Below are 25,602 nucleotides of genomic sequence, written 5' to 3' on the forward strand. Positions count from 1 at the left end.
GGATCACGATCAGGCAGCTGGGCAGTCAACCCGCTGAGGATGTGTGAGGTCTCTTCTCCTGCAGCCACGTCCAACCTTCCTTTAGGCGCATGCATCGGCGCCTCAGGTCTGGCAGGGTAACTGCCCGTCGTGAACGCGTCGTGTGCGACATCTCGGTTTCAACAGCCCGGTCGGATGCGCCGGGCAGGTCTTGTGAGCGCTTGGCTGCCCAGTAGAATTCTGCGGGGCGATCGCCCTGCAGCCATAGCGCTCATGGCCACTCTAGCTTTCACTGCGCTGCGATGCGTAGCCGCAGGCCCTTAGGGGCGTTGTATGTCACACCTGGCCGGCCCGCGTGACGGAAAGCACGTGACGGCCACGGCCTCGAAACACCCCAGGTAATGCGGAATGTGGCCCGTGGCAGGGACAATGGCTTGAAGCACACGCCCAAAGGGTGTTGGCTGTTAGTAATGGAAGTCACTTCAAAAGGAGGAAACGTGAGCGAGGCCGACGCCGCCACATCGGTAAATGTGGCGGAACGAATGGGTTTCAAAGATGGGGATCTGATTCAGGAGCGCGGCTACGACGACGACGTCGACTTCGACTTGCGTGACGACGTTGAAGATGTCACGGGCTCTGAGCTGCTGGATGAAGACGACCATGACGTAGTTGATGCCGTTGTCTTTTGGTGGCGGGACGGCGACGGTGATCTTGTTGATGCCCTCATGGATTCGCTCACCACGTTGAAGGAAGGCGGAGTTGTCTGGGTCCTGACGCCTAAGTCCGGCCGTGACAACTATGTTTCCCCGGCTGACATCCAGGACGCTGCCCCCACGTCCGGGCTGCACCTCACCACCTCTGCCGGGGTGTCGAAGGACTGGAGTGCCACCCGCCTGGTGCCAAAGAAGAACAAGTGACAGATGTCCGACTGGCGCCCGCCCCCGCGGTCGTTCCGCAACCGGGTCAGCTTGCGCCGGACTTTGAGCTGCTGAACCAGTACGGCGAGCCAGTCCGCCTGTCGGACTACCGGGGCCGCAACGTCGTCGTGGTGTTTTATCCTTTCGCTTTCTCCGGTATTTGCACCGGGGAGCTTTGTGAGATTCGCGACAATATCGCGGCCTTTGAGGATTCGAACGCCACGGTGCTTGCGGTCTCTGTCGACAGCAAATTCACCCTGCGCGCCTACTCGCAGCAAGAAGGCTATGGCTTCGACCTCTTAGCCGACTTCTGGCCGCATGGTGCGGTAGCCCAGGCTTACGGCGTTTTCGACGCCCACAGCGGCATGGCCCTGAGGGGAACGTTCATCATCGACGCTTCCGGCGTCGTACGCCATGTGGTGGTGAATCCGCGCGGCCAAGCCCGTGACTTCGCTGAGTACCGTCGGGCGCTCTTGGCTTTGGGGCCACAGTCGCCATGAGCCACAACCGGCCCGGGGTGGGCATGACCGGGTTTGCCAGCATGGCACCGGCTCCCGTGGCGCAACTTGCCGCCGACGAGCTTGACGATGTCGAGCGGGCGGCGCGCGTTCTGAGTGGCAAGCGTCTGGCTGTTCTTACGGGAGCAGGCCTCAGTACCGATTCGGGCATTCCTGATTACCGGGGTCCAGGGTCAGCACCACGGAACCCCATGACCTATCAGGAGTTCATCGGCAGTGAGGCCAACCGCAGACGGTACTGGGCGCGGAACCACCTCGGCTGGTCCCACCTGAGGCATGCCGATCCCAACGCAGGCCATGCCGCCGTCGCGCTGATGGAGCGTCGTGGACTGCTCTCCGGCCTCATTACCCAGAATGTGGACAGGCTCCATGAGGACGCCGGGAGCGTCAACGTGGTGGATCTCCATGGGCGATTCGACCAAGTGATCTGCCTCGAGAACGGGCACGTTTTCAGCAGGCGATTGATTGCAGCCATCCTCGAGGAGATCAATCCAGGTTTCGTCGCTGCTGCTTTGGAGGCCGGGGTGGTGGAAATGGCCCCCGATGCAGACGCGACGGTTGAGGATCCTGAACTCATCACCTCGTTCGTCATGGCTGTGTGTCCCATATGCGGCGGGACGCTCAAGCCGGACTTCGTTTACTTCGGGGAGAATGTCCCTAAGGGGCGGGTGGAGCGCGCCTACGCCATGGTCGATGCTGCGGACGCGCTCCTCGTGGCGGGATCGTCCCTGACGGTGCAAAGCGGACTTCGGTTCGTGCGCCATGCAGCAAAAGCCGGGAAGCCGGTGGTCATCGTCAATAGGGGAACTACCCGTGGTGATGAGTTCGCGGAGTTGAAAATCGAGCTGGGAGTGAGTGGGGTATTGGACTATCTCGCCCGAAATCTCCCTGAACTTCCGGGGGCAAAAGAGCCGATTGGTGTTTAGGCCGATTGATCATGTAGAGTCATTGTTCGTTGGTTGAAGCGCTGAGGCACTGAAACCGCGTCTTGGGTCTTTAGCTCAGCTGGTAGAGCGCCACGTTTACACCGTGGATGTCATCGGTTCGATCCCGGTAGGACCCACCAAGCAAAACCCCGCTATACGGAGCCTTATGGTTCGGTGTGGCGGGGTTTTTTTGTCGTTCCTGGCGTTGGAGTGCTGCCCTAAAATGTCTGAGGCAGCTCCTAGCGTTGCCTTCCATGGAGCACGTTTATATACGAACCAGCGCGCAAGGAGTGCCGGCCGCGGTCGTGAGGGGCAGCAGGGAATGGCAGATGGTGGTGGAACCTGTCCGCTGGTTTGAGCGGGTCCCATGGTGGGAACAATCAAGGCGCATGCCGAGAGGGCAGGGGCGCGTTGATGTTGAGGTGTGGCAGGTCCAGGTTCGTTTGGGAAACAATGTCCGGTCCGGCATTGCCACGTGGCAACTGGTGCGGGACGGTGCTGGCGGGGGCTGGTGCCTCAGGGGCGAGGAAGTCGTCGCAGCTTAGCTCTACCCGGGAAATGGATGAGCTCTCCACCACGACTATTGGGGGATGCCGCGGTGGAGAGCTCGAAGATGAATATACAGATAACTCTTGGGTTTGAAAAGCGGAGGAGCTCGTGGCGCTGCCAGGTGTCGTGGATCCACCCGGCTCCGGCCACGGTGGTGTCCGCCGCATGCCACTATGATGGGTACTGTTCAGCAGAATGAACAGGCAGATTGCACTGACATAAGGAGAATCATGGCCGATTCCCGCACCACCCGTTCCGAAGGATTGGGCGCTTCGTCGCCGGCGCCGGCCGTGACGCGCGCAGCCGCAGTGCTGGAGGCACTCGCTGGATCTCCGTCGGGCCGCTTGACGCTGAGCGATCTTTCCCGTGAACTCGGTATCCCTAAATCGTCTACGTCCAATCTGCTGCTCGCGCTGGAGGAAGCGCGGCTCATCACCAGGCAAGGTGCGGACTTTGCCCTGGGTCGTAAGCTCGTGGAGCTTGGCGCCGCCTACCTTAGCCGCCTCGATGAGGTGCAGGAGTTCTACAAGTACTGCGAGCAGGCCCCCACGCTCTCCGGCGAGACCGTGCGGATCGCCATGCTCGACGGCGACCACGTCATCTATTTGGCAAGGTACGAGGGACATCCCGCCGTCAGGCTGACGTCCAATATTGGCGACAAGATGCCCGTCTCTCTGTGCAGTGTCGGGAAGGCGTTGCTTGCGCAGCTCCACGATCACGATATAGATGCGATGTTCCCGGACGGCATGCAGCTCCCTGTCATGACGAACAATTCGTTGCGCACCGCTGAGGAACTCAAGGCGCAGGTGGCCACCATCCGCAAACAGGGGTTCGCCTTTGAGGATGAGGAGTCAACGGTGGGGGTGGTCTGCCTGGCTGTGCCCGTGCCCACGCATGGGGCCCATGGACCGAGCCTCGGACTTTCGGTGACCGCGCTGAAGGCGACGTACTCGGAAGAGCAGGGCGCGCTGATGGTCAAAGAGCTCAAGGAGTTGGCACGTTCCCTCGGCAACCCGATGGGGTAGTTGGAGGATTATCCCCATCTCATATCGCCTTGGCTGAATAAATCTGATTACAGCCTTGGCAGTGAGTTCAACAAGCTGTACGCTGTTCATCATAGTGATCTTGGCGGTGATGCCATCACTATCTCGCCGGGCCAACGGGGGCCTGGGGTGATTTTGAGGGAGTGCTTGTGATAACTCGTACTAATGCAAAGCTCGCGGCCGAAGCCGACGATGCTGTAGTTGAGCCGGAACAGCTACGCCGGGCAACGCTGGCCAGCTCTGTGGGCTCCGCCTTGGAGTACTACGATTTCTACATTTATGGATTGGCATCCGCGCTGATCTTTGGGCCATTGTTCTTTTCCCCCCTTGGCCCGGACGGTGCTTTGATTGCGTCCTTCGCCACCTACGGCGTGGGCTTCGCTGCCCGCCCATTTGGTGGACTGATCTTTGGGTACATCGGCGACAGGTTTGGCCGGAAAATGGTCCTGATCCTGACCATCGCCCTGATGGGAACGGCAAGCTTTGCCATCGGACTGCTTCCCACCTTCGAACAGGCCGGAATGCTCGGGGCGGTCCTGCTGGTGACCCTTCGGATCATCCAGGGCCTGGGGGCCGGCGCCGAGCAGGCAGGCGCCACCACGCTGATCTCCGAGGTGGCTCCGCGCCGCCGTCGTGGTTTCTACGCATCACTGCCGTTCGTCGGCATCCAGTTGGGTACACTCCTGGGCGCCGGCACCTTTGCCCTGATCGCCATGGCCGACAAGTCCGTCCTGCAGGGCTGGCTCTGGCGGGTACCGTTCCTGGCCAGTTTCATCCTGATCGCGGTAGCCATCTTCATCCGCCTCAAGCTCAAGGAGACCCCCGCGTTCCAGGAGCTGGAAAAGCACAAGAATGTGGTCAAGAACCCCATCGGTGCGCTGTGGAAGCACTCCAAGAAGAACGTGCTCCTCGGCATCGGCCTGCGCATGGGCGAAAACGGCAACTCTTCGATCTACTCCGCTTTGTTGGTGTCCTTCATGAGCATGCCGGCAGGCGTCTTTGCCGGTAACAATTCGATCGGTCCCGTGGGCTTGCTGATCGCCGCAGGTTTCGCTGCGGTTCTGGTGGTGACGTTTGGCGCCTTGTCCGATAAGTTCGGTCGTGTCCCGGTGTACCGCTACGGCGCACTGTTCCAGGCCATCATTGCCGTTCCTGCCTTTTATCTGGTCACCTTGGGCAACGTCACCCTGGTGTGGATTGTCATGGCCGTGGGTATCGCCATCGGCGTCCAGTCGATGCTTGGCCCCCAGTGCCCGCTGCTGCCGGAACTGTTCGGCTCCCAGTACCGCTTTACCGGTGTGGCCATGAGCCGGGAAATCTCAGCCGTCCTGGCCGGCGGACTCGCACCCCTGCTGGGTGCGCTCATGCTGGCGGCCACCAACCACTCGTGGTTGGTGCTGGCCATCTACTCCCTGGTCCTGGCGCTCATCTCCTTCGTGACCACCTTCTTCACTCCGGAGACGGCTGGGCGGGACCTCGTCAGCACGGAAGACGCAAAGTAGCTCTCGCGCTAACTTCAAGCACAGCAGCGCGGCACTCTCCATGCGGAGGGTGCCGCGCTGCTGCTGTCAGAGGCGAGGCCGTTGCTGGGTACGGACGGACTATTCCTGCACTTCCCGGGGCGCCTTGAAGACGCTTCCCGAAATCGGAGAGGTGGCGAACCATCCAGTACCTTCCCCGGATGGGCTGGCTGTAAGTGCGCGGACGATTCTGTCTTTTTCTGCGCGCGCCGCAGCGATGAGGACATCAAAAGCAGCAACGGCCCGGGGGTTGGGGGATCCTGTGCCTCTGAACAGGTGTGTCCGGAAGCCTTCCTCGTAGGACCTGAACCCGACTTCATATCCATCGCCGGGTTCATCGGCAACACGCTGTGCCAGTCGATGACCTTCAGTGGTGTACTTGGCTGCCCGGTCCGCCGACTTCCAGTAGTCGATGGGACCGTCAAGCCAGAGCGCCGTGTCCCCGCAGTCCGGAAACGGGCGCACGATAGCGCGTTGCGGGCCCTCCGATGCATTCGTGTGGCGATGCTGCTTCAATGCAATGTCAAAGCAAGGGGCGCGGCCAGGGGCGGTCCCTGGCCGCGCCCCTTGCGCAGGCCGAACGTTGAGAAGACGGTCTAGTAGAAGTGGATCGGATCCACTAGGTGCGGCAGTTCCCCGCCGGCCAGGAAGGTACGAAGGTTGCTGCAGAACCGTTCGGCGATGAGCCGGTTCTCGGCCGCGCTGAGGGCCGAAGTGTGTGGGGAAACGAGTACCTTTGGGTGCTTCCACAAGGGGCTGTCCTGGGGGAGGGGCTCCACCGCAAAGACATCAAGACACGCGTAGGAGACCTGGCCGTTGTCCAGCGCTTCGAGCAGCGCTTCCTCGTCCACCACGGTTCCGCGGCCCACGTTCACAAACACCGTTCCGGGCTTCATGGCGGAGAAAATGTCCTTGTTGAACAGATTCTCCGTGTAAGGAGTACCGGGGAGCGTGTTGACTACGGCGTCGGCGTCGGCGAGTAGTCCGGGGAGTCCGTCATTGCCGGTGACCTCCTCTATTCCGTCAATGGCTTCGACGTTGCGCTTGGTTCCGCTGACCTTCATGCCCAGAGCGCGAGCGATGCGTGCCGTCTCCATGCCGATTTCGCCGAGCCCGGCGATGACCACCTTTGAGCCGTTGGCCAGTTTGGTGGGTGTGCGGAGTTCGGGCCAGAGTTTGGCGGCCTGGTCCTGTGCCATCTCCGCGCTGCGCTTGAAGCCGTTGAGGATGCCGAAAGCGGAGAACTCCGCCAGCGGCAGAGCATGGACGCCTGCCGAGGTGGTCACCCGGAACTTCTGCAAGGTTTCGGTGTCCAGCCCGGATGCTTTGACCGCTCCGCCGGCGCCGGCGGCCATGGCGTGGATCCACTGCAGGTGGGGGTTGCTCGCGGCGATGCGTGCCAGTCCTGCCGGGCTCTCGTTGGGGAAGCCGTAGAGAACCTGCGCCCGGTTCAGCATGGCCCAGTATCGTTCCTCCTGCTCTGGCGTCCGCTTGAAGTCGGGGTCGCCGGCATGGTCGGCGGGGAACCGCTCGGGGGGCAGCAGCTCGGGATCGTAGAGAACCGTTACGGAAGTATCAACAGCGCGGATCAGCTCTACATGCTCTGCTTCGAGCGGTACAGCGATGGCGATGGTAAGTTCATCAGTCGTCATAGTGTTCATCATACTGAATGGAGGCTAGGATATTGAACAGTATTCCTGAAGATGACCACAAAGAAGTGAGGAGTTACCTGCCGTGACCAGTCAGCGTGTGGGCTTCATAGGCCTGGGCCTCATGGGCGCACCCATGGCCGCGAATATCGCAAAAGCCGGGTGGGCAATCACCGCCTGGAACCGTTCCGATGCCGCCTTTGATGGCCTCTCCGGTGTCCAGCGGGCAGCCAGCGTCGCCGGACTGCGGGACGAGGACGCCATCATCTTCATGCTTCCGGATCTGCCGTTCATCGAAGAAGCTGCCTCGGGTTTGCTCGAATCCTGGCGGAGCGCGCCACCAAAGCCGGGTACCGCTTTCGTGATCATGAGCAGCGTCTCGCCAACAGCGGTACGGCAGTTTGGCGAAACTGTCCATCACGCCAGCAATGGCAACGCCTTTGTGGTGGACGCGCCGGTCAGTGGCGGGACGGAAGGTGCGCAGGGCGGAACGCTGGCCATTATGGTCGGCGCCACCGAATCCCAATTCGACGACCTGAAACCGCTTCTCGGCTCCATGGGGACCACCGTCCGGCGCATGGGGCCGCTGGGCTCCGGATCCCTCGCCAAAGCCTGCAACCAACTGATCGTCGGAACCACGACGGCGGCGCTTGCCGAAGCCGCAGAACTCGCCGAGCGCTCCGGCATGGAGGTGGACGCCCTCTTTGACGTCCTGTCCGGAGGGCTGGCGGGAAGCCGCGTTCTGGACAACGTTGGCCCACGCCTGGCCGCCAAGGACTATGCCCCAACAGGGCCGGCCAAGTTCATGCACAAGGACCTTGGCTTCGTGCTCACCAGTGCTGAAGCGGTTGGCTCGGCAGTCCCCATGGCCTCAGCTGCCATCGACCTCTATGCAGAACTCAAACGCCAAGGACTCGGTGACCAGGACCTCGCCGTCGTCCGCCAAACCATCGCAAACCTGAGCCGGACACCAACTGCTTCGTCGAGCAGCAACTGAACCGACACGACCCAGAAGGAATGAAGAACAAACTATGAGTGGACTTTTCGATCTGACCGGGCGAGTTGCCCTGGTCACAGGTTCAAGCAGGGGGATTGGCAACGCGTTGGCTCGCGGCCTGGCAGACGCAGGTGCCACGGTGGTGCTCAACGGCATCAACGCGGAGCGGCTTGAAGCGGCCCACCAAGCCATGGCAACTGACTATCCGGAGGGGCAGGTGTACAGCCGCGCCTTCGACGTCACCGATGCATCGTCTGCCGCTGATGGTGTTGCATGGATTGAACAGAACGTAGGGCCACTGGACATCCTGGTGAACAACGCCGGAATCCAGCACCGTGTGCCCATGCTGGACCTGGACGTCAAGGACTGGGACCGGGTGATCACCACCGACCTGACCAGTGCCTTCCTGGTAGGCAGGGAAGCGGCCAGGCACATGATCCCGAGAGGGCAGGGCAAGATCATCAACATCTGCTCTGTCCAGACGGACCTCGCCCGCCCCACCATCGCACCCTATGTGGCCGCCAAGGGCGGGCTGCGTAACCTGACCCGCGCCATGACAGCCGAATGGGCTGCGTCCGGCCTGCAGATCAACGGGATAGCTCCTGGCTACATTCACACCGAAATGACGCAAAACCTCGTGGACGATGCCGACTTCAACTCCTGGATCCTGGGCCGCACTCCAGCCCACCGGTGGGGAACGGTAGGCGACCTCGCAGGGCCGGTGGTCTGGCTCGCATCCCAGGCGTCCAACTTCGTCAACGGCCAAACAATCTTCGTCGATGGTGGAATGACGGTGGTGGTCTGATGGGCATCCAGCTTCCCACCTCAGGCCCCGCAGTAGTTGCGCATGGCAAGGGCGACCTTCGAATTGAGGACATTCCGCTGACCACTCCTGCCCCGGATCAAGCAATTGTGGAGATTGCCTATGGCGGCATTTGTGGATCTGACCTGCACTATTGGATGCACGGCGCGGCCGGGGAATCCATTCTCAAGGAGCCTATGGTCCTGGGCCATGAAATCGTTGGCGTGGTGGTCCAGCAAGCAGCCGACGGTTCCGGCCCCGGGATTGGCACGCCTGTGGCTGTTCACCCGGCCACCCCTGCTCCCGGCGTTGCCAGGTACCCGGAGGACCGGCCGAACCTTTCGCCGGGCTGCACATACTTGGGCAGTGCAGCCCGATACCCGCACACGGACGGTGCCTTCAGCCGCTACGCGAACCTGCCCTCAAGGATGCTCCGCCCGTTGCCGGAGAACCTGGACCTTCGCACGGCCGCGCTCGTGGAACCGGCCAGCGTCGCTTGGCACGCCGTTGCCCGGGCCGGCGACGTCAAGGGAAAGACGGCCCTCGTGATCGGCAGCGGTCCGATCGGTGCCCTCGCTGTCGCGGTCCTGAAGCGTGCCGGCGCGGCCCGGATTGTCGCCGTCGACATGCATGACAAGCCGCTGGAGATCGCCAAGGCCGTGGGAGCGGACGCTGTCCTCAAGGGTGACGACGCCGAGGCCATCGCGGCAGTGGAGGCCGACGTCGTCGTTGAATCTTCGGGTAGCCACTACGGGCTTGCTTCCGCCATCAAGGGAGCTACCCGCGGCGGCAAAGTGGTGATGGTGGGACTGCTGCCGTCCGGGCCGCAGCCGGTGTTCATCTCCCTGGCCATCACCCGCGAACTGGAACTGCTGGGTTCGTTCCGCTTCAACGACGAAATCGATGAGGTCATCGGTGCGTTGGCTGACGGTTCGTTGTTGGTGGATCCCGTAGTGACACACGAATTCGATCTGGCCCATGGCCTGGAAGCCTTTGAGGTGGCGAAGAACTCTGCGGAATCCGGCAAGGTGTTGCTGAACTTCCGTCAGTAGTTTGGGCCGGCTAGTTCTTGGAGACAGGGACGAAGACGCGGGGCTGATCGTCCCAACTGGGCGACAGCTCCGCAATCGTCTGGCGCATGATTTTGGCGGCGGCATCCCGCGCCAAGGCACCGTCACCGGCGTCGATGGCGTGGGCCACGTCCATGTGCCACTGGAGGGCCTGCTTTTGGGGATGCTCCGGCATGAGCCCATGCACGGTTCGTCCGGTGAGGGTCTCGGTGACCTGGCCAATGAGGTTTGCAAACATCTCGTTGCCCGACCCGGACAACACCAGCGCGTGGAACCGGATATCGAGATCCAGGAACCTGGGCATGTCGCCGGCGTCGCCGGCCTCTTTCATAGCCAGTGAAATGCCCACCAACTCCTGCCGGAGGCTCTCGGGTGCGTTGCCTGCGGCGAGTTCCGCGGCAACGGGCTCGACGGCGGAGCGCAACTCTGCGAGCGAACGCAGCTGCGCGCCGCGCCCCTCGCCGGCCAAGCGCCAACGAATCACCAAAGGGTCGAATGGATTCCATCGGTGGGCGGGAAGGACGCGGATGCCTACCCGCTTGATGGTTTCCACGAGTCCCAATGACTGCAGTACACGCACAGCTTCACGCACTACGGAACGGGACACATTGAGTTCGTCTTCCAGATGCTCCGCCAACATGACATGGCCGGTAGGAAGGGCTCCGCCGACAATCCGGGTACCCAGATGCTCAACGGCGCGGTGATGGAGGCTGGTTGACATAGAGGTAAGCATAGTGGCGCGGAGCCGCCTCCGTGGGGGATCCAATGTCACAGGCACCATTGTCTGCCGGTGGTACCGGGGCGGTCATCATAGACTGTTTATGACGCGGCACCGTTCCAAAACGTGGGCGCCGCTTTCCCGCCCAAGGCTTAAATACGTATGGTTTATTACAGCCCCTGGTTATGAAGTCGCTTCCTGCCTGCCCCTATGGGTACGTCAGGACTGTTTGTACACAAACGAATTGGAGTTTTGATGTCAGCACACATCGGTGTCACCGGCCTTGCGGTGATGGGCGCCAACCTGGCCCGCAACCTCGCCCGCAATGGCTTCACCGTGGCCCTCCACAACCGCTCCGTGGAAAAGACTGACGCCCTGCTGGAAAAGCACGGCACAGACGGTGATTTCATCCGCACGGAAACGCTGCAGGAACTCGTCGATTCCCTCGAAAAGCCCCGCCGCGTACTCATCATGGTCAAGGCAGGCGCTCCTGTTGACAACGTGATCGAGCAGCTTGAGCCGTTGCTCGAAGCAGGCGACATCATCATCGACGCCGGTAACTCCCACTACGAGGACACCCGCCGTCGCGAGGCTGCGCTGGCCAAGAAGGACCTGCACTTTGTGGGCGTCGGTGTTTCCGGCGGCGAAGAAGGCGCCTTGAACGGGCCGTCCATCATGCCTGGCGGTTCCAAGGAGTCCTACGACGCCCTCGGCCCGCTGCTCGAGAAGATCTCCGCCAAGGTTGATGGCGAGCCCTGCTGCGCTTGGATCGGCACCGACGGTGCTGGCCACTTCGTCAAGATGGTCCACAACGGCATTGAATACGCCGACATGCAGGTCATCGGTGAAGCATTCGACCTCCTCCGCTCCGGCGCCGGCATCGAGCCCGCTGAGCAGTCCAAGATCTTCGCTGAATGGAACAAGGGCGAGTTGTCCTCCTTCCTGATCGAAATCTCCGCCGAGGTCCTGGGCCACGTTGACGCCAAGACGGGCAAACCGTTCGTGGACGTCGTCGTGGATGCAGCAGGCCAGAAGGGCACGGGCCGCTGGACGGTTATCTCTGCCCTGGAACTCGGCTCCCCGGTCTCAGGTATCGCCGAGTCCGTTTTCGCCCGCGCACTGTCCTCCCAGACCGAGCAGCGCAAGCTCGGCCAGGAACTTCTGGCCGGCGAAGAAGCCTCTGTGGAAATTCCCGAGACATTCGTCGAGGACGTCCGCCAGGCGCTGTATGCGTCCAAGCTGGTCTCCTACGCCCAAGGTCTGGACATGCTCACCTCCGCCGCGAAGGAGTACAGCTGGGACCTCAAGCTGGACGAGATCGCTTCCCTGTGGCGTGCCGGCTGCATCATCCGTGCAGAATTGCTCAAGGACATCACCAAGGCGTACGCCGCCGAAGAAAAGCCCGCCAACCTGCTGTTCGCGCCGGCTTTCACCAAGGCCATCGCCGAGGCACTTCCGGCCTGGCGTCGCGTTGTTGCCACGGCTGTCCAGCTGGGCATCCCGGTACCAGTGTTCTCCTCCTCACTGGCGTACTACGACGGCCTGCGCCGCAAGCGTGTTGCCGCCGCCCTGATCCAGGGCCAGCGCGACCTCTTCGGTGCACACACCTACGGTCGTGTGGACACTGAGGGCACTTTCCACACGCTCTGGGGCGAAGACAAGTCCGAGATCTCGGCAGTCGACACCCACTAGCACCTGGTTGCCGCCGAAGGCCGGTTCGTCCCAGCTACGCTGGGAAGGACCGGCCTTTGCCGTGCTGGATAGTTGTAGTGCGTCAGCGCTGGTCAAGTGACCACCAACTTAAGGACTACGGCCATGGCACCCCGCATAGCGCTAGTCACTGGAGCCTCCACGGGAATCGGTTTCGAGACCGCCGTTGCCCTCAAGGCTGCCGGCTTTACGGTTTATGCGGGCGCGCGCCGTTTGCACAAGATGGAGCCGCTGAAGCGCCACGGCATTACCGTCATGTCCCTGGATGTCACCTCAGAGGAATCCATGGCGTCTTCAGTGGCGTTGGTGGAAGCCGCCCACGGCCGGATCGATGTGCTTGTCAACAATGCAGGCTACGGTTCCTACGGGTCGCTCGAAGAAGTTTCACTGACTGAGGGCAGACGTCAGTTCGAGGTCAACGTCATGGGCCTGGCGGGAATGACGCAACTCGTCATTCCCGGGATGCGCGCCGCGGGCTCAGGAAGAATCATCAATGTCACGTCCATTGGCGGAAAAATCTACGAGCCATTGGGCGCCTGGTATCACGGCACCAAGTTCGCGGTCGAGGGAATGAGCGATTCCCTGCGCCTGGAGCTGAAGCCGCACGGCATCGACGTCGTCATTATTGAGCCGTCCGGGACAGACACTGAGTGGGGCACCATAGCGGGCGAGGGCTTGCTGATGACGTCCGGTGACGGGCCCTACCAGGAGCAAGCGCATATTGTGGCCGCGGCGCTGGCATCAACCTCCGGGGCCGGCCACGTGTTGTCCACCCCGGCGAGGGTCGTCGCGAAAGCAATTGTTCGAGCTGCAACGGCAAGACGCCCCAAGACCCGCTACCCGGTGGGCAGGGGCGCTTGGAGCGTCCTGGCAATGCGGAGAATTCTTCCGGACCGCGTTTTCGATTATGTCTTTTGGAACTCTTACCGAAGGCTCGCCGGCTAAATGCGGTACTCGATGTAGTACTCTGCCGGGTCCACGGCCGGCTTGGTTTCCGACCTCGCATCGCGGTGCCGCCACGTAGCGGGAATGCCCGTGATGATGGATTCCGGAGGCGCGTCCTTGACTACCACGGCATTGGCGCCAATCGCGCTGCCGGCGCCGATGGTGATGGGACCCAGGACCTTCGCACCAGCGCCGATCGTGACGCGGTCCCCGATGGTGGGGTGGCGCTTGACCTTGGCCAACGAACGTCCACCGAGTGTGACGCCATGATAAATCATCACGTCCTCGCCGATCTCGGCCGTCTCACCGATGACCACCCCCATGCCGTGGTCGATGAAGAATCGACGGCCAATGGTTGCGCCGGGATGGATTTCGATACCCGTCAGGAACCTGGCCAGCTGGGAAATCAGACGGGCAGGAAAACGCAGCGCAGGGTTCTGCCAGAGCCGGTGCGTTACCCGGTGGGCCCAAATGGCATGCAGGCCGGAGTATGCGAAAAAGTTCTCAAAAGAGCCTCGAGCCGCCGGGTCATGCGACCGGGCGGCATCGAGGTCTTCCTTAAGCCTTGCGAAGAAGCTCACAAAGACCTTTCTACAGGAAATGACGGTGTGCGGGCTAAGTGCTAGCCGCGGATGTCGTCGAACAGGACAGTGGAGATGTAGCGCTCTCCAAAGTCGCAGACGACGGCGACGATCAGCTTGCCGGCGTTCTCGGGACGCTTGGCCAGCTCGAGGGCAGCCCAGACGATGGCGCCGGAGGAGATGCCACCGAGGATGCCTTCGCGGGCACCGAGTTCACGGGCAACGCGGACGGAATCCTCCAGCGTGGCGTCCAGGACTTCGTCGTAAACGTTGGTGTCCAGGATTTCGGGAACAAAGTTGGCGCCGATTCCCTGGATCTTGTGCGGACCCGGAGCTCCGCCGTTGAGGATTGCGGAGTCCTTGGGCTCGACTGCCACGATCTGCACGCCGGGCTTGCGTTCCTTGAGAACCTGTCCGACGCCGGTGATGGTGCCACCGGTACCAACGCCGGCAACAAAGATGTCTACTTCACCGTCGGTGTCTTCCCAGACTTCCTCGGCAGTGGTGGTGCGGTGGATGGCCGGGTTTGCTTCGTTGGCGAATTGCTGTGCCCAGATGGAGTTCTCTGTGTTGGCGACGATTTCCTGGGCCTTCTCGACCGCGCCGCGCATGCCTTCGGATCCGGGCGTCAGGACGATTTCGGCACCATACGCGCGGAGCATGACACGGCGTTCGGTGGACATGGTTTCAGGCATGGTCAGGATGACCTTGTAGCCGCGTGCTGCGCCCACCAGGGCGAGTGCGATGCCGGTGTTGCCGGAGGTACCCTCGACAATGGTCCCGCCGGGCTTCAAAGCGCCGGACTTCTCGGCGGCGTCAATGATGGCCACGCCGATGCGGTCCTTGACGCTGTTGGCCGGGTTGTAGAACTCAAGCTTGACTGCAACGGTGGCGTCAAGGCCCTCGGTGAGCCGGTTCAAGCGAACCAGCGGAGTGCGGCCGACCAGTTGCGTGACGTCGTCGTAGATCCTTGCCATGAAAATTACGCCTATCTCTGAAGAGGGAATGCTGTGGTCAGCCTAACCAGCCGGATCGAAACCCTGCTAAGCAGTAAGCCACGCAGAGTAATATTTCCGGGCCTTGGCCAGCTTGGGATTAATGATCACCTGGCAGTAACCCTGGTACGGGAACTTGGCATAGTAATTCTGGTGGACTTCTTCGGCTTCGTGGAACTCCGGGAGGCGGCTCACCTCGGTCACAATCGGATCGGACCAAAGGGCCTGCGCACGCTCGATGGCTTCCTCGAACAGCACTTTTTCTTCCGTAGTTGTATAGAACATCGAAGACCGGTACTGGGTTCCGACGTCATAGCCCTGCCGGTTCAGGGTGGTGGGGTCGTGAAGGGCGAAGAACATGTCCAGGATGACTTCCTCCGGCACCACAGCCTCATCGAACGTCACTGCAACCACTTCGGCATGCCCGGTGGTTCCTGAGCAGACCTCGTAGTAGTCGGGGTTACGGACGTGCCCACCGGTGTAGCCGGAGACCACTGAGGCAACACCACGGGTTTTCTGGTAAACGGCGTCAAGGCACCAGAAGCAGCCGCCGCCAAGTACGAAAGTTTTCATGTTCTCTTCAATGGATCGGAGGGCTTGATGATTCCCGTTTCACCTTACGGGAGAATTACGGCGACTGGCATGCGCCGAAACAGCCCGATCCGGCCAGGTAGGGAAGAATAAGAGTATGGAAGCAGTAAACACCGACATTTCTGATGCGGATTCCGTCGAAGATGACGAGACAGTTGAAGCCAGCGGTGATCCGACGCTCGGTCAGGTGTTGCTGGCTGTCGAGGAACTCTGGCCTGAATCCCTGGCTGAGGACTGGGACGAAGTAGGGCTCGTCGTCGGCCGTCCCAATGTCCCTGTCACCAAAGTCCTGTTTGCCGTTGATCCCACATTGGCCGTGATTGACGAAGCCATTGAGTGGGGAGCCGGGCTCTTGATCACACACCATCCCTTGCTGCTGAAGGGGGTGAATTCCGTCGCCGCCACCTCGGCGAAGGGCCTGGCCGTTCACCGTTTAATCGAAGCCGGTACCGGCCTCTTGACCGTTCACACCAATGGCGATTCAGCCGTCGGGGGAGTGTCGGACGTCCTGGCCGACGCCTTCGGGTTGGAGAATGTGGAACCGCTGACTGCAGCAGCCAATGGATTGCCGGAAGAAGGCATCGGCAGGGTGGGTGACCTTCCTGACCTTATGACACTCGGTGATTTCGCAGCGAGGGTTTTCGAGATGCTGCCCGCAGTGGCCGGCGGCGTCCGGGTGGCCGGAGACAAAGATGGCCTGGTGCGGCGCGTTGCCGTTTGCGGTGGTGCCGGAGACAGCTTGTTTGACGCTGTCCGGGCCAGCCAGGCGGATGTGTACGTTACGGCAGATATGCGGCACCACCCAGCCTCGGAAGCCCGTGAGGGCGCCACCAACGGACGGCCGTATCTCATCGACGTTTCACACTTTGCCAGCGAGTGGCTGTGGCTGCCTGCCGCCGCAGAAGCGCTGGGCAACGTGCTCGCGGACCAGGGCTACGACGTCGAAATCCGTGTCAGCAGCACCAACAGCGATCCCTGGGACTTCATACTCACTCCCGGCGGGGACTAGAGTCTAGAAGGATACGGACAGCCTCAACAGAATGAGGCCAGTCCGGCCGGAACTGATCCCCAGGCCCGGCAGTGACAAGCGGAGGTAAGCGTGGCGAAAGCAGCACCGGCAGAACAATTGAAATTGCTTGAACTGCAGGGGCTGGATGCCAAGCTGAAGTCGCTGGCCGGCCGTCGGAAAGTCCTGGAGACGGATCCCCGGATCACGGACCTCACGGATGCGCTTGGCGTCGCCAACGGCGAACTGGGAGCGGCCAAGGTTGCGGTGCACGACGCTGAGTCTGAATTGCGCAGGGCGGAAGCCGACGTAGAGCAGGTGGCTACCCGTATTGAACGCGATGAGATCAGGCTCAACAGCGGAACAGGGCTGTCCAAGGACCTCGTAGCTTTGCAGAGCGACATTGCCTCGCTTAACAAGCGCCGCTCCGATCTTGAAGACGTGGAGCTCGAAATCCTGGAACGTCTGGACACGCTGCGCGAGCGGCAAGCAGCCCAGCAGACGATCGTTGACGACATCCAGGGCTCATTCGGCAGCATCCGTGCTGAACTTGACGAAGCCATCGCCGAAATCGCTGCCGAAGAAACGGTCGTGCGGGGCCAGCGGGCCGCTTTCGCAGACACCCTCGATGCGGGAATGCTGGCCCTCTACGAGAAGACCATCGCCAAGAGGGGAGTCGGCGCTGCCCGGCTCTTTCATGGCAAGTCCGAAGGCTCCGGCATGATGCTCAGTCCCGGCGACCTTGCCGAAGTCAAGGCCGCTGCGGAGGACGAGATCGTTTTCTGCCCGGACTCAGGTGTCATCCTGGTCCGTTCGGCTGAATGGAACTGAGCCAGTACCAACTGAGCTGAGCGAACCTAGTTCGACAGAATGATGTTGAGCGCGTGCGGCTTGCGGGCCGTGCCCTCGACGATTTCCGTCGTCCAGACTTCGCTGGCAGCCTTCAGCAGCTGAGCCGGCGTTGTGGGTGCTTTACCGCGCCTGGTCAGCAGGTGTCTGGCCAGCTCGCCGCGGGTGTGCTTGGCAAAGTGACTGACCACCGTACGCTTGCCATTCGATTCGCTGAAGACATTGACGTTGACTGTCTGCGCCGCCGGGGGAGCCCAGGCAGCGGCGTAGGTGCTGGAGCGGCAGTCCACCAACAGCTCGCCTTCGGCCCGCTTGGCGAGGGAGGCGTTGAGGTGTGGCTTCCAATATGCGGCGAGGCGTCCGACGTCGGGCAGTGCTGTTCCCATGGACAGCCGGTAGGCGGGAACCTGGTCGCCAAAGCCGATGGCGCCCCAGAGGGCAGACACCACAAGGATTGATTCGGTCGCTTTACGTCGCTGCGTCGGTGTCATGCTGTTGTAGCCCAAGGCGTCGTACAGAACTCCTGAATAGACCTGGTGCGCCGGCGCCGCCGGTTCGTCGTGCAGCCGGGTATTACGTTCGACGTCGTCCCGCAACGAGGCGCCGACGCCCAGCAGCGCGAGTGCGTCCTCGTGCGCACTCACCGTTCCCAGTGCTTCAAGCACCATTGCCCTGTGGGGGTTCAGCTCAGGAAAGCTGAGCGACTCCCATTCGATGGCGGGACCATTGGCGGCGGGGGTCTTGCCTTCGGAAGGCGGCAGCAGAATCAGCACCAGTCGATATTACCGGGGACTTTGGCGGGTTCAGACGCCGGTAGACTGGACGGCGGATGGGTCGACCAGGCGGTCGCGCGTCACGAGAGTGGCTCGAGGAACGTCCGGGCTCCGCAGAGCAGGGTGGTGGGTAACGCCCACTCGGGGTAACCCGCAGGCCAGTGCCACAGAGAACAGACCGCCTGCGCCGCATGATGTTTGCATCACGCGGCAGCAGGTAAGGGTGAAACGGTGGTGTAAGAGACCACCAGCTCCCTGGGTGACCGGGGAGGCTAGGTAAACCCCACCCGGAGCAAGGCCAGACAGGACACGTTTGAGGGCTGCTCGCCCGAGTGTCCGGGTAGGCTGCTGGAGGGCGTCGGCAACGGCGTTCGTAGATGGATGGCCGCTACTCCCTTTCCGGTAACGGGAAGGGATGACAGAACCCGGCGTATCGGTCGACCCATCCATTTATGACCGCCGGGAAACCGGCGTGTGAGTGATTTCACGCCCTGGCGCGGCCCAAGCCCCTTCCTTCCGCCCTAGAATGGTTACTGAACGTAGATGTTCTGCCGCCGGGACTGCGTTCGCAGCCGGCGGATTTTCTTTGCTCTCGTTCAAGGCGCTGTGGGTGGACCGAAGCCCGCCGGCGCATGTGCCGCAGGATTACTCCGGGCGGCCGCTGCCATCTGCATACGAGGACGTATGTGGTTGACCCAAGGAAGGTAGTTCTGTGAGCCAGACGTCAGATTCTTGTCTTGATAAGTGGATGGGCCGGGAGGCTCTCGCCGAGGCCATGATTCCGGTGATCGGCCGGTTGTACCGGGAAAACAACGTGGTCACCAGCATCCACGGCCGCAGCCTGATCAACAAGTCCACCATGAACATCCTCAAGGCGCACCGGTTTGCCCGCCGGATGAGCAACCACGAGCTCCTGCTCGAAGAGACCGCACCCCTGCTGAACGCCCTTTCGGAGCTGGAACTCGGTGCAGCAGCCATCGACATTGCACGCTTGACCGAGAAGTACCGGGCAGAAGGCAATGGCGCCTCCCTGGATGAATACCTGCGTGCAGAGCTTGCAGAGATCGTAGGCAAGCGCGGCGCTGACGACCGTACCAGCACTGACGTTGTTCTTTATGGCTTTGGCCGTATCGGCCGCCTCCTGGCCCGCATCCTGATTGAAAAGGCCGGCGGCGGCCACGGCCTGCGCCTTCGTGCCATTGTGGTGCGCAAGGGTGCCGATAACGACCTCGTCAAGCGCGCCAGCCTGCTGCGCCGCGACTCCGTGCACGGCTCCTTCGAGGGCACCATCCGTGTGGATGAGGAAGCCAACACCATCACGGCCAACGGCGTGCAGGTCCAAGTCATCTACTCGGATAACCCCGCGACGGTGGACTACACGGCCTACGGCATCAAAGACGCCCTGGTAGTGGACAACACGGGCCGCTGGCGTGACGCCGACGGCCTCTCCCAGCACCTGCAGAGCAAGGGTGTTGCCCGCGTCCTGCTCACCGCGCCGGGCAAGGGCAACCTCAAGAACATCGTCCACGGCATCAACCACCGGGACATTTCGGATGATGACAAGATCGTCACCGCCGCATCCTGCACCACGAACGCCATCACTCCGGTGCTGAAAGCCATCAACGACAAGTTCGGTATCATCCACGGCCACGTGGAAACGGTGCACTCGTTCACGAACGACCAGAACCTGATCGACAACTTCCACAAGGGCGACCGCCGCGGCCGCTCCGCAGCGCTGAACATGGTCATCACGGAGACCGGAGCCGCCAAGGCCGTAGCCAAGGCACTGCCGGAACTGCAGGGCAAGCTGACAGGCAACGCCATTCGCGTTCCTACGCCGGATGTGTCCATGGCCATCCTGAACCTCAACCTGGAGAAGGGCACCACGCGGGATGAAGTCAATGACTTCCTCCGCGAAATGTCCTTGCACTCCGATCTGCGGAAGCAGATCGACTACATTGATTCTCCGGATGTTGTTTCCACTGACTTTGTTGGCTCCCGCCGCGCTGGCATTGTGGACGGCCTCGCGACGATCTCCAATGACAAGAACCTCGTACTGTACGTCTGGTACGACAACGAGTTCGGTTACTCATGCCAGGTTGTCCGCGTCATGGAGGAAATGGCCGGTGTTAACCCGCCGTCCTTCCCTGCCAAGGACGTCGTGGCTCCTATCGCTGTGCTTGAGGCGGCAGGCGCCTAGCGCTCGGAAGTATTCACGGGTTTCCCGGCTGCGTCACTGGTGCCAGCCGGGAAACCTGACCAAAATGGGTTCATGGAAAATGAATCAACCCTGGAACACGAGACCACGCTGGAGCACGCGCTGGACGTGGCCCGCGCCAATCACAAGCAAGCCCAAAAGCTCTTGGATCAAGCTGTTGCTGCCAACGCTGCAGGCGACGTCCCGGACCAGCGGGTGGAGCAGCTGCGCGGGCTCCTCGCCTTGGCTACAGAGGACCTCCAGCGTGTGATGCGGGAGCAATAAGCCCGGAGACACCCTCTCCACAGTGTGACTTCTCCTACACACTGTGGATATCGACTCTGACTGTCGGGGCCTTGTCCTACGCTCGTAGGACATTGCTTACCCCGCTGGATGGAGTCCCTTGAGCATTACCTGGTCTGCCTACAAACGCGCCCGGCGGAGGTCCCGCCAAGCATGGGCCATTCTGGGCCTGGCCGCCGTGACCATCATTGCCGGGCTGTCCTGGTTTTTCACCACGGGCCAATTCAACGCTGCGGAGCCGTGGGTAGCGGGCCCCAGCGAAGCCCCCGTTTTCGACCCCGCCTGGATGAAGCCTATCCGCGGCGCTGCTCCCGTCGCCGCGGCGAAGGCGACTGATGCCTTGGAGCGACTGCAGGTCAAGGGCAGGGCCGCGAAAACGGACTATGCCCGGACTGCTTTCGGTCAAGCGTGGGCCGATGCTGACCGGAATGGGTGCGATACCCGGAACGACATCCTGCGGAGGGACCTCTCGGCGGTCGAGTTCACGGAAGGATCATCCTGCAAGGTCGCTGCCGGTAGCTTTCACGAACCCTACACGGGAGTGCTGGTGTCCTTCCAGAGAGGCCAGGACACCAGTGCAGCCGTTCAAATTGACCACGTGGTGGCCCTCGCAGACGCTTGGCAAAAAGGTGCGCAGCAGCTTACCGTCCAGCAACGACAAATGTTCGCGAACGATCCGCTGAACCTGATCGCTGCTGACGGTCCCGCGAACGTCAAGAAGGGAGCCGGTGACGCCGCCACATGGCTACCGGCCAACAAGAACTTTCGCTGTCACTATGTCGCCCGCCAGATATCCGTCAAAGCAGCCTACAAGCTCTGGGTGACCCAAGCAGAAAAGGATGCCATGAAAGGTGTCCTGTCCTCTTGCCCGGAGCAGCAGACTATCTACAGTGCGAGGTGACCATGCCCCAGCTGCCAAGTGCCGCCGTCGTCGATTCTTTCCAGCACCACCCGCTGGAGCGAGGTCTCACGGGGGAGTTGATCCAAGCCCTGGAGCCCACGCTGCCGGAAGGTAAAGTACACGGCGTCGGTAGGGGCATCAGTGCAGCGATCCAGCGTGAAGCGCCGGGCGAAGGCAGCAATGTTGCTGTCCGGAAGGTGTTCCACAAGGTAGGGATCCAGCATCCAGGAATCGCAGGTGGCCAGAGTTGCCGGCTTGTCCGGGAAATACTGCGGGAAGAAAGTGCGGGCCTCAGCCATACTGGCATCCACCAGCGTGGGGGAGAGGCCGCCGTCTTCAGGAATGTGCACGCCGAGTACCCAGCTGGAACCCGCACCGGCGACGCCGCCCTCTTCTGACCCACTGACCAAGTGGAACTGCAACCGGCCCAACCTGAAAAGATTTCCGGCCATGTGCAACGTCAGCCAGCCCCAGGTGTCAAGCCCAAAATGACCGTGGACCCGCCGGTTGATCCTGAGTTGCAAACCCATGTCGGCCAAGGACGCGGCCGAGACCGCCGGACTTATTCCGAGCTTCAGGTGGTAGGCGTGAACCGAAGGGGCGAAGCGGAGCAGGGCTTCGATCCATTCAGTTTCACTGGCACCATCTGCGTGGATGCTGGCCAGCGGAAAGGTTCCGAGGCGCTCCTCCATGGCAGCCACGGCCTGTAGCACAGCCTCATCGGGCGGCGTGGCCAGAAGTCCGGCACATTCCGCTGCGTCGTCGCCGGTGATGTCCAGGAGATCGAAAAGTTGCGCGTGGGCGTTGGTTGCCATGGTTCAGTGCCCGAACGGATCGGGATCGACGCCGGGCATCCAAGTCAGACCCGGCACGCCCCAACCGTTCTTTTTGGCCTGTTTGAGCGCCTTCTTTGAGTACCGGTCCACCAGCCTGTTGACGTACAGCTTGCCGTCCAAATGGTCGAACTCATGTTGCAGGATCCTGGCGAACCAGCCTGTTGCTTCAAAGTCCACCGGGTTGCCATCGCCATCGAAGCCCTGAACACGAGTCCACTCAGCGCGCTGCAAAGGGTAGTACTCGCCCGGAAATGACAGGCAACCTTCCACATGTTCGTCCGGATCGGGGAGGGCGCCGGAGATTTTGGACAGGGTCAGCACCGGGTTGACCACCACACCCTGCTCCGGAACCTCGTCATCATTGGCGTACTTGTAGACGAAGATGCGTTTGCCCACTCCGATCTGCGGAGCGGCGAGTCCAACGCCGTTGGCAGCATCGTTGGTCTCGAACATGTCCGCAATCAAGGCACGGAGTTCGTCGTCAAAGACCTCCACTTCGCTTGCCCGGCGGTGCAATACGGGTTCGCCCCAAATGGTGACTGGCAGGACGGTCATGTCAGTTCTTCCTTTGTCGATCGCTGAAGGCCGGAGCGGCCCTGGTCCGCTTTCGGTTAAAAGCGAAGGCCGCACCGGATAACCGGTGCGGCCTTCGTGGAAACCGGCTCTGGAGCCAATCTCGGTGGGGTGAGCTACGGGGGTTGAACCCGCGACCTCCTGGACCACAACCAGGCGCTCTGCCAACTGAGCTAAGCCCACCATGTGCCTTTTTGGGCTGAACCGTTTGACCGGCTTTCCTTCAAGGCAACGACAAAAAGCTTACCTGCTGTTTTGGGGTGCAACGTCCACTTTTGCCGGTTTTGGCAAAAAAACTTCGAAAAATGGCGCAGATCACATCGCTTCGCTGGATCCCAAGGTCTCCGCTGTAGCAATAATCTCCTTGGAGATGCGCTGGGCTGTTGCGGTGTCCGGCCCCGGAGCAGCCACAAAGACGGCCTCGCGGTAGTAGCGGAGTTCATCAATGGAATCCTTGATGTCACCCAGGGCGCGGTGACCGCCATGTTTGGCGGGTGACTGGAAGTAGGCGCGTGGGAACCAGCGCCGTGAGAGCTCCTTGATGGTGCTGACATCGATCACACGGTAGTGGAGGTGTTCCACGATGTTTGGCATGTCCCTGGCCAGGAACATCCGGTCCGTTCCTACAGAGTTGCCGCCCAGCGGAGCCTTGCGCGGGTCCGGGACCCACTTCTCGATGTATTCGAGAACCTGGGCCTCAGCCTCGGCCATGGTCTTGCCAAAAGGGAGCTCGTCAAGGAGTTTGGAGCGCGTATGCATGTCCCGAACGAAGTCATTCATCTGTTCCAGTGCAGCATCGTCCGGCTTGATGACGACGTCGACGCCGTCGCCCAGGATATTGAGCTCGGAATCCGTCACAAGCGCCGCAACCTCGATCAGGGCGTCGTTCTTGAGGTCCAAGCCGGTCATTTCGCAGTCGATCCAGACGATGCGTTCATTAGTAATAGGCACGCGCCTAGCCTATCCTTCAGCCGCTTCCAAGTGCTCCGATGGTACGATTTTTGAGCGCGGCAGTGTCGTTTCTTCCTGTCGTGGAAAGCCCCAAAAACGCTGAATTTGTCCCGAACACGGGCGAACGATTGGATGACGACTACATGACGGTGCCAGTACCCGCCGCCCAGAAGGCAGGGACAGCAGCGCCGACGCCGGATGCTGCAACCAGCGAGGTAGATAACGCACGTTCGCCGCTGATTGCCGGCTTCGTCGGTTCGATGTTCATGGTGTTTGGCTCATTGGGCGTGGGTTGGCTCGCTCCTGTATCCGAACTGCGCCGGCTACCGCTCTTCATCTGGATGCGTACCGAAGGCGTCGGTGTCGCTCTCTCCATTGTCCTGCTGGCAGTCGGGGGCATGTTGCTTGTCCGGGCCTGGCTCCGCCTGGGCCAACGCGTGCGGGTGTGGGGACTCGAAGCCCGTAAGGCCACGCTGCAAGCCGTGGTGGCCTGGGGCTTGCCCATGATGTTCACCGTTCCACTCTTCAGCAGGGACGTTTACGCATACATCGGCCAGGGGCGCTTGATGGTCGAAGGCATCAATCCTTACGAGAACGGGATTTCGGCGCTCCCCAACTACTTCCAGCTGGGTGCCGACAAGATGTGGACCGAAGCGCCGGTACCTTATGGGCAGTTGTTCCTTTGGATCGAACAGTTCGTGGTGTGGGCCACCAACGTACAACCTGAGGCCAGCATCATGCTCTTCAGGCTTGTTGCCTTGGTGGGCATCGTCCTCTGCATTATCTACGTGCCAAAGCTGGCAGAGCTCCACGGGGTTAATCCGCACCGGGCGCTGTGGCTGACAGCCGCCAATCCGCTCTTCCTGACCAACTTTATTGCCAGTGTCCACAACGACGCTTTGATGATTGGCCTGGCACTGGCTGGTTTGTATTACTGTGCTACGCGCCGGGTAATCCTGGGCATTGTCCTGGTCACGCTTTCCATTTCCGTCAAGCCCATTACTGTGGTGTTCCTGCCGTTCATCGGACTGCTGTGGGCCGGCAAGGGGGCCTCCTGGCCCCGGAAGTTTGTCTTCTGGTTCCTGACCGCTGGGCTGAGCTTCGGACTCCTCTATGCGTTGAGCTTGGTCAATGGCTTCGGGTTCGGCTGGATCAACGGCCTGTCAGCTCCGGGGAGCGTGTGGATATGGTACGCACCCATCGGCCTGATTGGTCTGGTTGTAGCCTCGATCTTCAACGTTTTCGGACTGGACGGTTGGGGCATGGCCAAATGGGTTTACGATGCCGGCAAGCTACTCATGGTGGGTGCCATCGCTTGGCAGGTCTTCCGTGGCGACTACGACCGCCTGATGCGCCGTCTCACGCTGGCGTTCGCCGCCATTGTGCTGCTGGCTCCGATGATTCAGTCCTGGTACGTGGTGTGGCTCATTCCCCTGTTTGCTGTGACGGGCATCCGTAACGACTGGCAGGTCAAGGCTCTCTACTTCATCGTCTCGTTCTTCATGGTCTATGCAATTTCGGATCAGTTGGATGTCTTCCCATACCTTCAGAGCGAAGACCTGGGCCTTGCCCTGACGTTGGCCAGGAACGCGGCAGCCATCATCGCGCTTCTCTTTGCCGTGTACCTGATCTTTGTCGATCCGAAAACCAAGAGCCTGTTCCGCAAGCGGGACGAACCAGGCCTGCGCCCCATCATCTGAGAA

The 25,602-nt window shown here is 61.4% G+C and carries 27 protein-coding genes, 2 tRNA genes and 1 other RNA gene; 19 read left to right on the forward strand and 11 right to left on the reverse strand.

All coding sequences use genetic code 11. The annotated features are described in order from the left end of the window. Nucleotides 1-476: 476 nt before the first annotated feature. From N7568_RS00005 to N7568_RS00035, 7 genes are all read left to right on the forward strand, one after another. The gene (locus N7568_RS00005) at nucleotides 477-896 is read left to right on the forward strand and encodes a DUF3052 domain-containing protein (protein WP_089595414.1); all 420 of its coding nucleotides are present in this window, start codon (nucleotides 477-479) and stop codon (nucleotides 894-896) included. Further along, nucleotides 893-1,396 (forward strand): peroxiredoxin, encoded by a 504-nt coding sequence (locus N7568_RS00010; protein WP_261607895.1) that lies wholly within the window; start codon nucleotides 893-895, stop codon nucleotides 1,394-1,396. Before N7568_RS00005 ends, N7568_RS00010 begins: the two co-directional genes overlap by 4 nt. Beyond that, nucleotides 1,393-2,340 carry an NAD-dependent protein deacetylase gene (locus N7568_RS00015; protein WP_261607896.1) on the forward strand — a complete coding sequence of 316 codons (948 nt, stop codon included), beginning with the start codon at nucleotides 1,393-1,395 and terminating at the stop codon, nucleotides 2,338-2,340. Before N7568_RS00010 ends, N7568_RS00015 begins: the two co-directional genes overlap by 4 nt. Before the next feature lie 64 nt (nucleotides 2,341-2,404). Continuing rightward, nucleotides 2,405-2,480, forward strand: a tRNA-Val gene (locus tag N7568_RS00020). Nucleotides 2,481-2,594: 114 nt separating this feature from the next. After that, nucleotides 2,595-2,885 carry a hypothetical protein gene (locus tag N7568_RS00025; protein ID WP_261607897.1) on the forward strand — a complete coding sequence of 97 codons (291 nt, stop codon included), beginning with the start codon at nucleotides 2,595-2,597 and terminating at the stop codon, nucleotides 2,883-2,885. Nucleotides 2,886-3,119: 234 nt separating this feature from the next. Next, entirely contained in the window at nucleotides 3,120-3,914 is a 795-nt protein-coding gene (locus N7568_RS00030) for an IclR family transcriptional regulator (protein ID WP_261607898.1), read from the forward strand. A gap of 161 nt (nucleotides 3,915-4,075) precedes the next feature. After that, the gene (locus N7568_RS00035; protein ID WP_261607899.1) at nucleotides 4,076-5,434 is read left to right on the forward strand and encodes an MFS transporter; all 1,359 of its coding nucleotides are present in this window, start codon (nucleotides 4,076-4,078) and stop codon (nucleotides 5,432-5,434) included. A 99-nt stretch (nucleotides 5,435-5,533) separates the two neighbouring features. Here N7568_RS00035 and N7568_RS00040 read toward each other — a convergent pair whose 3' ends face one another. After that, nucleotides 5,534-5,917 carry a hypothetical protein gene (locus N7568_RS00040; RefSeq protein WP_261607900.1) on the reverse strand — a complete coding sequence of 128 codons (384 nt, stop codon included), beginning with the start codon at nucleotides 5,915-5,917 and terminating at the stop codon, nucleotides 5,534-5,536. A 131-nt stretch (nucleotides 5,918-6,048) separates the two neighbouring features. Next, nucleotides 6,049-7,116, reverse strand: coding sequence for a D-2-hydroxyacid dehydrogenase (locus N7568_RS00045; protein WP_261607901.1), 1,068 nt, complete (start codon nucleotides 7,114-7,116; stop codon nucleotides 6,049-6,051). A 70-nt stretch (nucleotides 7,117-7,186) separates the two neighbouring features. Here N7568_RS00045 and N7568_RS00050 point away from each other — a divergent pair, with 70 nt between their 5' ends. Genes N7568_RS00050 through N7568_RS00060 form a run of 3 tightly spaced genes read left to right on the forward strand, consistent with a single transcriptional unit; the run spans nucleotide 7,187 to nucleotide 9,952 of the window. Continuing rightward, nucleotides 7,187-8,098: an NAD(P)-dependent oxidoreductase gene (locus tag N7568_RS00050; protein ID WP_261607902.1), complete on the forward strand. Its 912-nt coding sequence runs from the start codon at nucleotides 7,187-7,189 to the stop codon at nucleotides 8,096-8,098. Between the two features lie 34 nt (nucleotides 8,099-8,132). Further along, a complete protein-coding gene (locus tag N7568_RS00055; RefSeq protein WP_261607903.1) occupies nucleotides 8,133-8,903 on the forward strand; it encodes an SDR family oxidoreductase in 771 nt (256 codons plus the stop codon). Then, the gene (locus tag N7568_RS00060; protein WP_261607904.1) at nucleotides 8,903-9,952 is read left to right on the forward strand and encodes an L-idonate 5-dehydrogenase; all 1,050 of its coding nucleotides are present in this window, start codon (nucleotides 8,903-8,905) and stop codon (nucleotides 9,950-9,952) included. The genes N7568_RS00055 and N7568_RS00060 overlap by 1 nt, the downstream gene beginning before the upstream one ends. A gap of 10 nt (nucleotides 9,953-9,962) precedes the next feature. On the opposite strand, the gene N7568_RS00065 is transcribed toward N7568_RS00060, so the two are convergent. Further along, nucleotides 9,963-10,691 (reverse strand): FadR/GntR family transcriptional regulator, encoded by a 729-nt coding sequence (locus N7568_RS00065; protein ID WP_261607905.1) that lies wholly within the window; start codon nucleotides 10,689-10,691, stop codon nucleotides 9,963-9,965. Nucleotides 10,692-10,943: 252 nt separating this feature from the next. On the opposite strand from N7568_RS00065, the gene gndA reads away from it, so the two are divergent. Together gndA and N7568_RS00075 are read left to right on the forward strand one after the other, a co-directional pair. Further along, the gene (gene gndA, locus N7568_RS00070; protein ID WP_261607906.1) at nucleotides 10,944-12,380 is read left to right on the forward strand and encodes an NADP-dependent phosphogluconate dehydrogenase; all 1,437 of its coding nucleotides are present in this window, start codon (nucleotides 10,944-10,946) and stop codon (nucleotides 12,378-12,380) included. 123 nt (nucleotides 12,381-12,503) lie between these two features. Further along, nucleotides 12,504-13,343: an oxidoreductase gene (locus N7568_RS00075; RefSeq protein WP_261607907.1), complete on the forward strand. Its 840-nt coding sequence runs from the start codon at nucleotides 12,504-12,506 to the stop codon at nucleotides 13,341-13,343. Here N7568_RS00075 and epsC read toward each other — a convergent pair. The 3 genes from epsC to msrA form a co-directional block, all read right to left on the reverse strand. Beyond that, a complete protein-coding gene (gene epsC / locus N7568_RS00080) occupies nucleotides 13,340-13,924 on the reverse strand; it encodes a serine O-acetyltransferase EpsC (protein ID WP_011775089.1) in 585 nt (194 codons plus the stop codon). The two genes, N7568_RS00075 and epsC, sit on opposite strands and share 4 nt — an antisense overlap. 41 nt (nucleotides 13,925-13,965) lie before the next feature. Then, the gene (cysK, locus tag N7568_RS00085) at nucleotides 13,966-14,901 is read right to left on the reverse strand and encodes a cysteine synthase A (protein ID WP_261607908.1); all 936 of its coding nucleotides are present in this window, start codon (nucleotides 14,899-14,901) and stop codon (nucleotides 13,966-13,968) included. A 66-nt stretch (nucleotides 14,902-14,967) separates the two neighbouring features. Next, nucleotides 14,968-15,492, reverse strand: coding sequence for a peptide-methionine (S)-S-oxide reductase MsrA (gene msrA, locus N7568_RS00090; protein ID WP_261607909.1), 525 nt, complete (start codon nucleotides 15,490-15,492; stop codon nucleotides 14,968-14,970). A 115-nt stretch (nucleotides 15,493-15,607) separates the two neighbouring features. Between msrA and N7568_RS00095 the strand changes: the two genes are divergently transcribed. Then, entirely contained in the window at nucleotides 15,608-16,519 is a 912-nt protein-coding gene (locus tag N7568_RS00095; RefSeq protein ID WP_261607910.1) for a Nif3-like dinuclear metal center hexameric protein, read from the forward strand. Between the two features lie 90 nt (nucleotides 16,520-16,609). Further along, nucleotides 16,610-17,347, forward strand: a complete 738-nt coding sequence (locus N7568_RS00100) for a zinc ribbon domain-containing protein (RefSeq protein ID WP_261607911.1) — start codon at nucleotides 16,610-16,612, stop codon at nucleotides 17,345-17,347. A 26-nt stretch (nucleotides 17,348-17,373) separates the two neighbouring features. Here N7568_RS00100 and N7568_RS00105 read toward each other — a convergent pair whose 3' ends face one another. Beyond that, nucleotides 17,374-18,138, reverse strand: a complete 765-nt coding sequence (locus N7568_RS00105; protein WP_261607912.1) for a YaaA family protein — start codon at nucleotides 18,136-18,138, stop codon at nucleotides 17,374-17,376. A gap of 57 nt (nucleotides 18,139-18,195) precedes the next feature. Between N7568_RS00105 and rnpB the strand changes: the two genes are divergently transcribed. The 4 genes from rnpB to N7568_RS00125 all read left to right on the forward strand — a co-directional run bounded on the left by rnpB (nucleotide 18,196) and on the right by N7568_RS00125 (nucleotide 21,539). Further along, nucleotides 18,196-18,587, forward strand: an RNA gene (gene rnpB / locus N7568_RS00110) — RNase P RNA component class A. A gap of 263 nt (nucleotides 18,588-18,850) precedes the next feature. After that, the gene (locus N7568_RS00115) at nucleotides 18,851-20,338 is read left to right on the forward strand and encodes a glyceraldehyde-3-phosphate dehydrogenase (protein WP_261607913.1); all 1,488 of its coding nucleotides are present in this window, start codon (nucleotides 18,851-18,853) and stop codon (nucleotides 20,336-20,338) included. 72 nt (nucleotides 20,339-20,410) lie between these two features. After that, nucleotides 20,411-20,620 carry a hypothetical protein gene (locus N7568_RS00120; protein ID WP_261607914.1) on the forward strand — a complete coding sequence of 70 codons (210 nt, stop codon included), beginning with the start codon at nucleotides 20,411-20,413 and terminating at the stop codon, nucleotides 20,618-20,620. Nucleotides 20,621-20,738: 118 nt separating this feature from the next. Then, on the forward strand, nucleotides 20,739-21,539 hold the full coding sequence (locus tag N7568_RS00125; RefSeq protein WP_261607915.1) for an HNH endonuclease family protein: 801 nt from the start codon (nucleotides 20,739-20,741) through the stop codon (nucleotides 21,537-21,539). Here the strand turns inward: N7568_RS00125 and N7568_RS00130 are convergent. The 4 genes from N7568_RS00130 to orn form a co-directional block, all read right to left on the reverse strand. Continuing rightward, entirely contained in the window at nucleotides 21,524-22,354 is an 831-nt protein-coding gene (locus N7568_RS00130; protein WP_261607916.1) for an acyltransferase domain-containing protein, read from the reverse strand. The two genes, N7568_RS00125 and N7568_RS00130, sit on opposite strands and share 16 nt — an antisense overlap. Before the next feature lie 3 nt (nucleotides 22,355-22,357). Next, nucleotides 22,358-22,930, reverse strand: a complete 573-nt coding sequence (gene def / locus N7568_RS00135; protein ID WP_261607917.1) for a peptide deformylase — start codon at nucleotides 22,928-22,930, stop codon at nucleotides 22,358-22,360. Nucleotides 22,931-23,055: 125 nt separating this feature from the next. After that, nucleotides 23,056-23,131 (reverse strand) — tRNA-His (locus N7568_RS00140). 132 nt (nucleotides 23,132-23,263) lie between these two features. Continuing rightward, nucleotides 23,264-23,899 (reverse strand): oligoribonuclease, encoded by a 636-nt coding sequence (orn, locus tag N7568_RS00145; protein ID WP_261607918.1) that lies wholly within the window; start codon nucleotides 23,897-23,899, stop codon nucleotides 23,264-23,266. A 143-nt stretch (nucleotides 23,900-24,042) separates the two neighbouring features. On the opposite strand from orn, the gene mptB reads away from it, so the two are divergent. Then, entirely contained in the window at nucleotides 24,043-25,599 is a 1,557-nt protein-coding gene (gene mptB / locus N7568_RS00150) for a polyprenol phosphomannose-dependent alpha 1,6 mannosyltransferase MptB (protein WP_261608476.1), read from the forward strand. Nucleotides 25,600-25,602 lie beyond the last annotated feature (3 nt).

Source organism: Paenarthrobacter aurescens (assembly GCF_025421775.1).
GTDB classification, from domain to species: Bacteria; Actinomycetota; Actinomycetes; order Actinomycetales; family Micrococcaceae; genus Arthrobacter; species Arthrobacter aurescens_B.

Bases quoted from the DNA above. Each gene is read 5' to 3' on its own strand.
- N7568_RS00075 (WP_261607907.1), top strand. From the start codon at position 12,504: ATGGCACCCCGCATAGCGCTAGTCACTGGAGCCTCCACGGGAATCGGT.
- cysK (WP_261607908.1), bottom strand. From the start codon at position 14,901: ATGGCAAGGATCTACGACGACGTCACGCAACTGGTCGGCCGCACTCCG.
- N7568_RS00030 (WP_261607898.1), top strand. From the start codon at position 3,120: ATGGCCGATTCCCGCACCACCCGTTCCGAAGGATTGGGCGCTTCGTCG.
- N7568_RS00025 (WP_261607897.1), top strand. From the start codon at position 2,595: ATGGAGCACGTTTATATACGAACCAGCGCGCAAGGAGTGCCGGCCGCG.
- N7568_RS00065 (WP_261607905.1), bottom strand. From the start codon at position 10,691: ATGTCAACCAGCCTCCATCACCGCGCCGTTGAGCATCTGGGTACCCGG.
- mptB (WP_261608476.1), top strand. From the start codon at position 24,043: ATGACGGTGCCAGTACCCGCCGCCCAGAAGGCAGGGACAGCAGCGCCG.
- gndA (WP_261607906.1), top strand. From the start codon at position 10,944: ATGTCAGCACACATCGGTGTCACCGGCCTTGCGGTGATGGGCGCCAAC.
- N7568_RS00130 (WP_261607916.1), bottom strand. From the start codon at position 22,354: ATGGCAACCAACGCCCACGCGCAACTTTTCGATCTCCTGGACATCACC.
- N7568_RS00045 (WP_261607901.1), bottom strand. From the start codon at position 7,116: ATGATGAACACTATGACGACTGATGAACTTACCATCGCCATCGCTGTA.
- msrA (WP_261607909.1), bottom strand. From the start codon at position 15,492: ATGAAAACTTTCGTACTTGGCGGCGGCTGCTTCTGGTGCCTTGACGCC.
- def (WP_261607917.1), bottom strand. From the start codon at position 22,930: ATGACCGTCCTGCCAGTCACCATTTGGGGCGAACCCGTATTGCACCGC.
- N7568_RS00015 (WP_261607896.1), top strand. From the start codon at position 1,393: ATGAGCCACAACCGGCCCGGGGTGGGCATGACCGGGTTTGCCAGCATG.
- N7568_RS00120 (WP_261607914.1), top strand. From the start codon at position 20,411: ATGGAAAATGAATCAACCCTGGAACACGAGACCACGCTGGAGCACGCG.
- N7568_RS00055 (WP_261607903.1), top strand. From the start codon at position 8,133: ATGAGTGGACTTTTCGATCTGACCGGGCGAGTTGCCCTGGTCACAGGT.
- N7568_RS00060 (WP_261607904.1), top strand. From the start codon at position 8,903: ATGGGCATCCAGCTTCCCACCTCAGGCCCCGCAGTAGTTGCGCATGGC.
- N7568_RS00095 (WP_261607910.1), top strand. From the start codon at position 15,608: ATGGAAGCAGTAAACACCGACATTTCTGATGCGGATTCCGTCGAAGAT.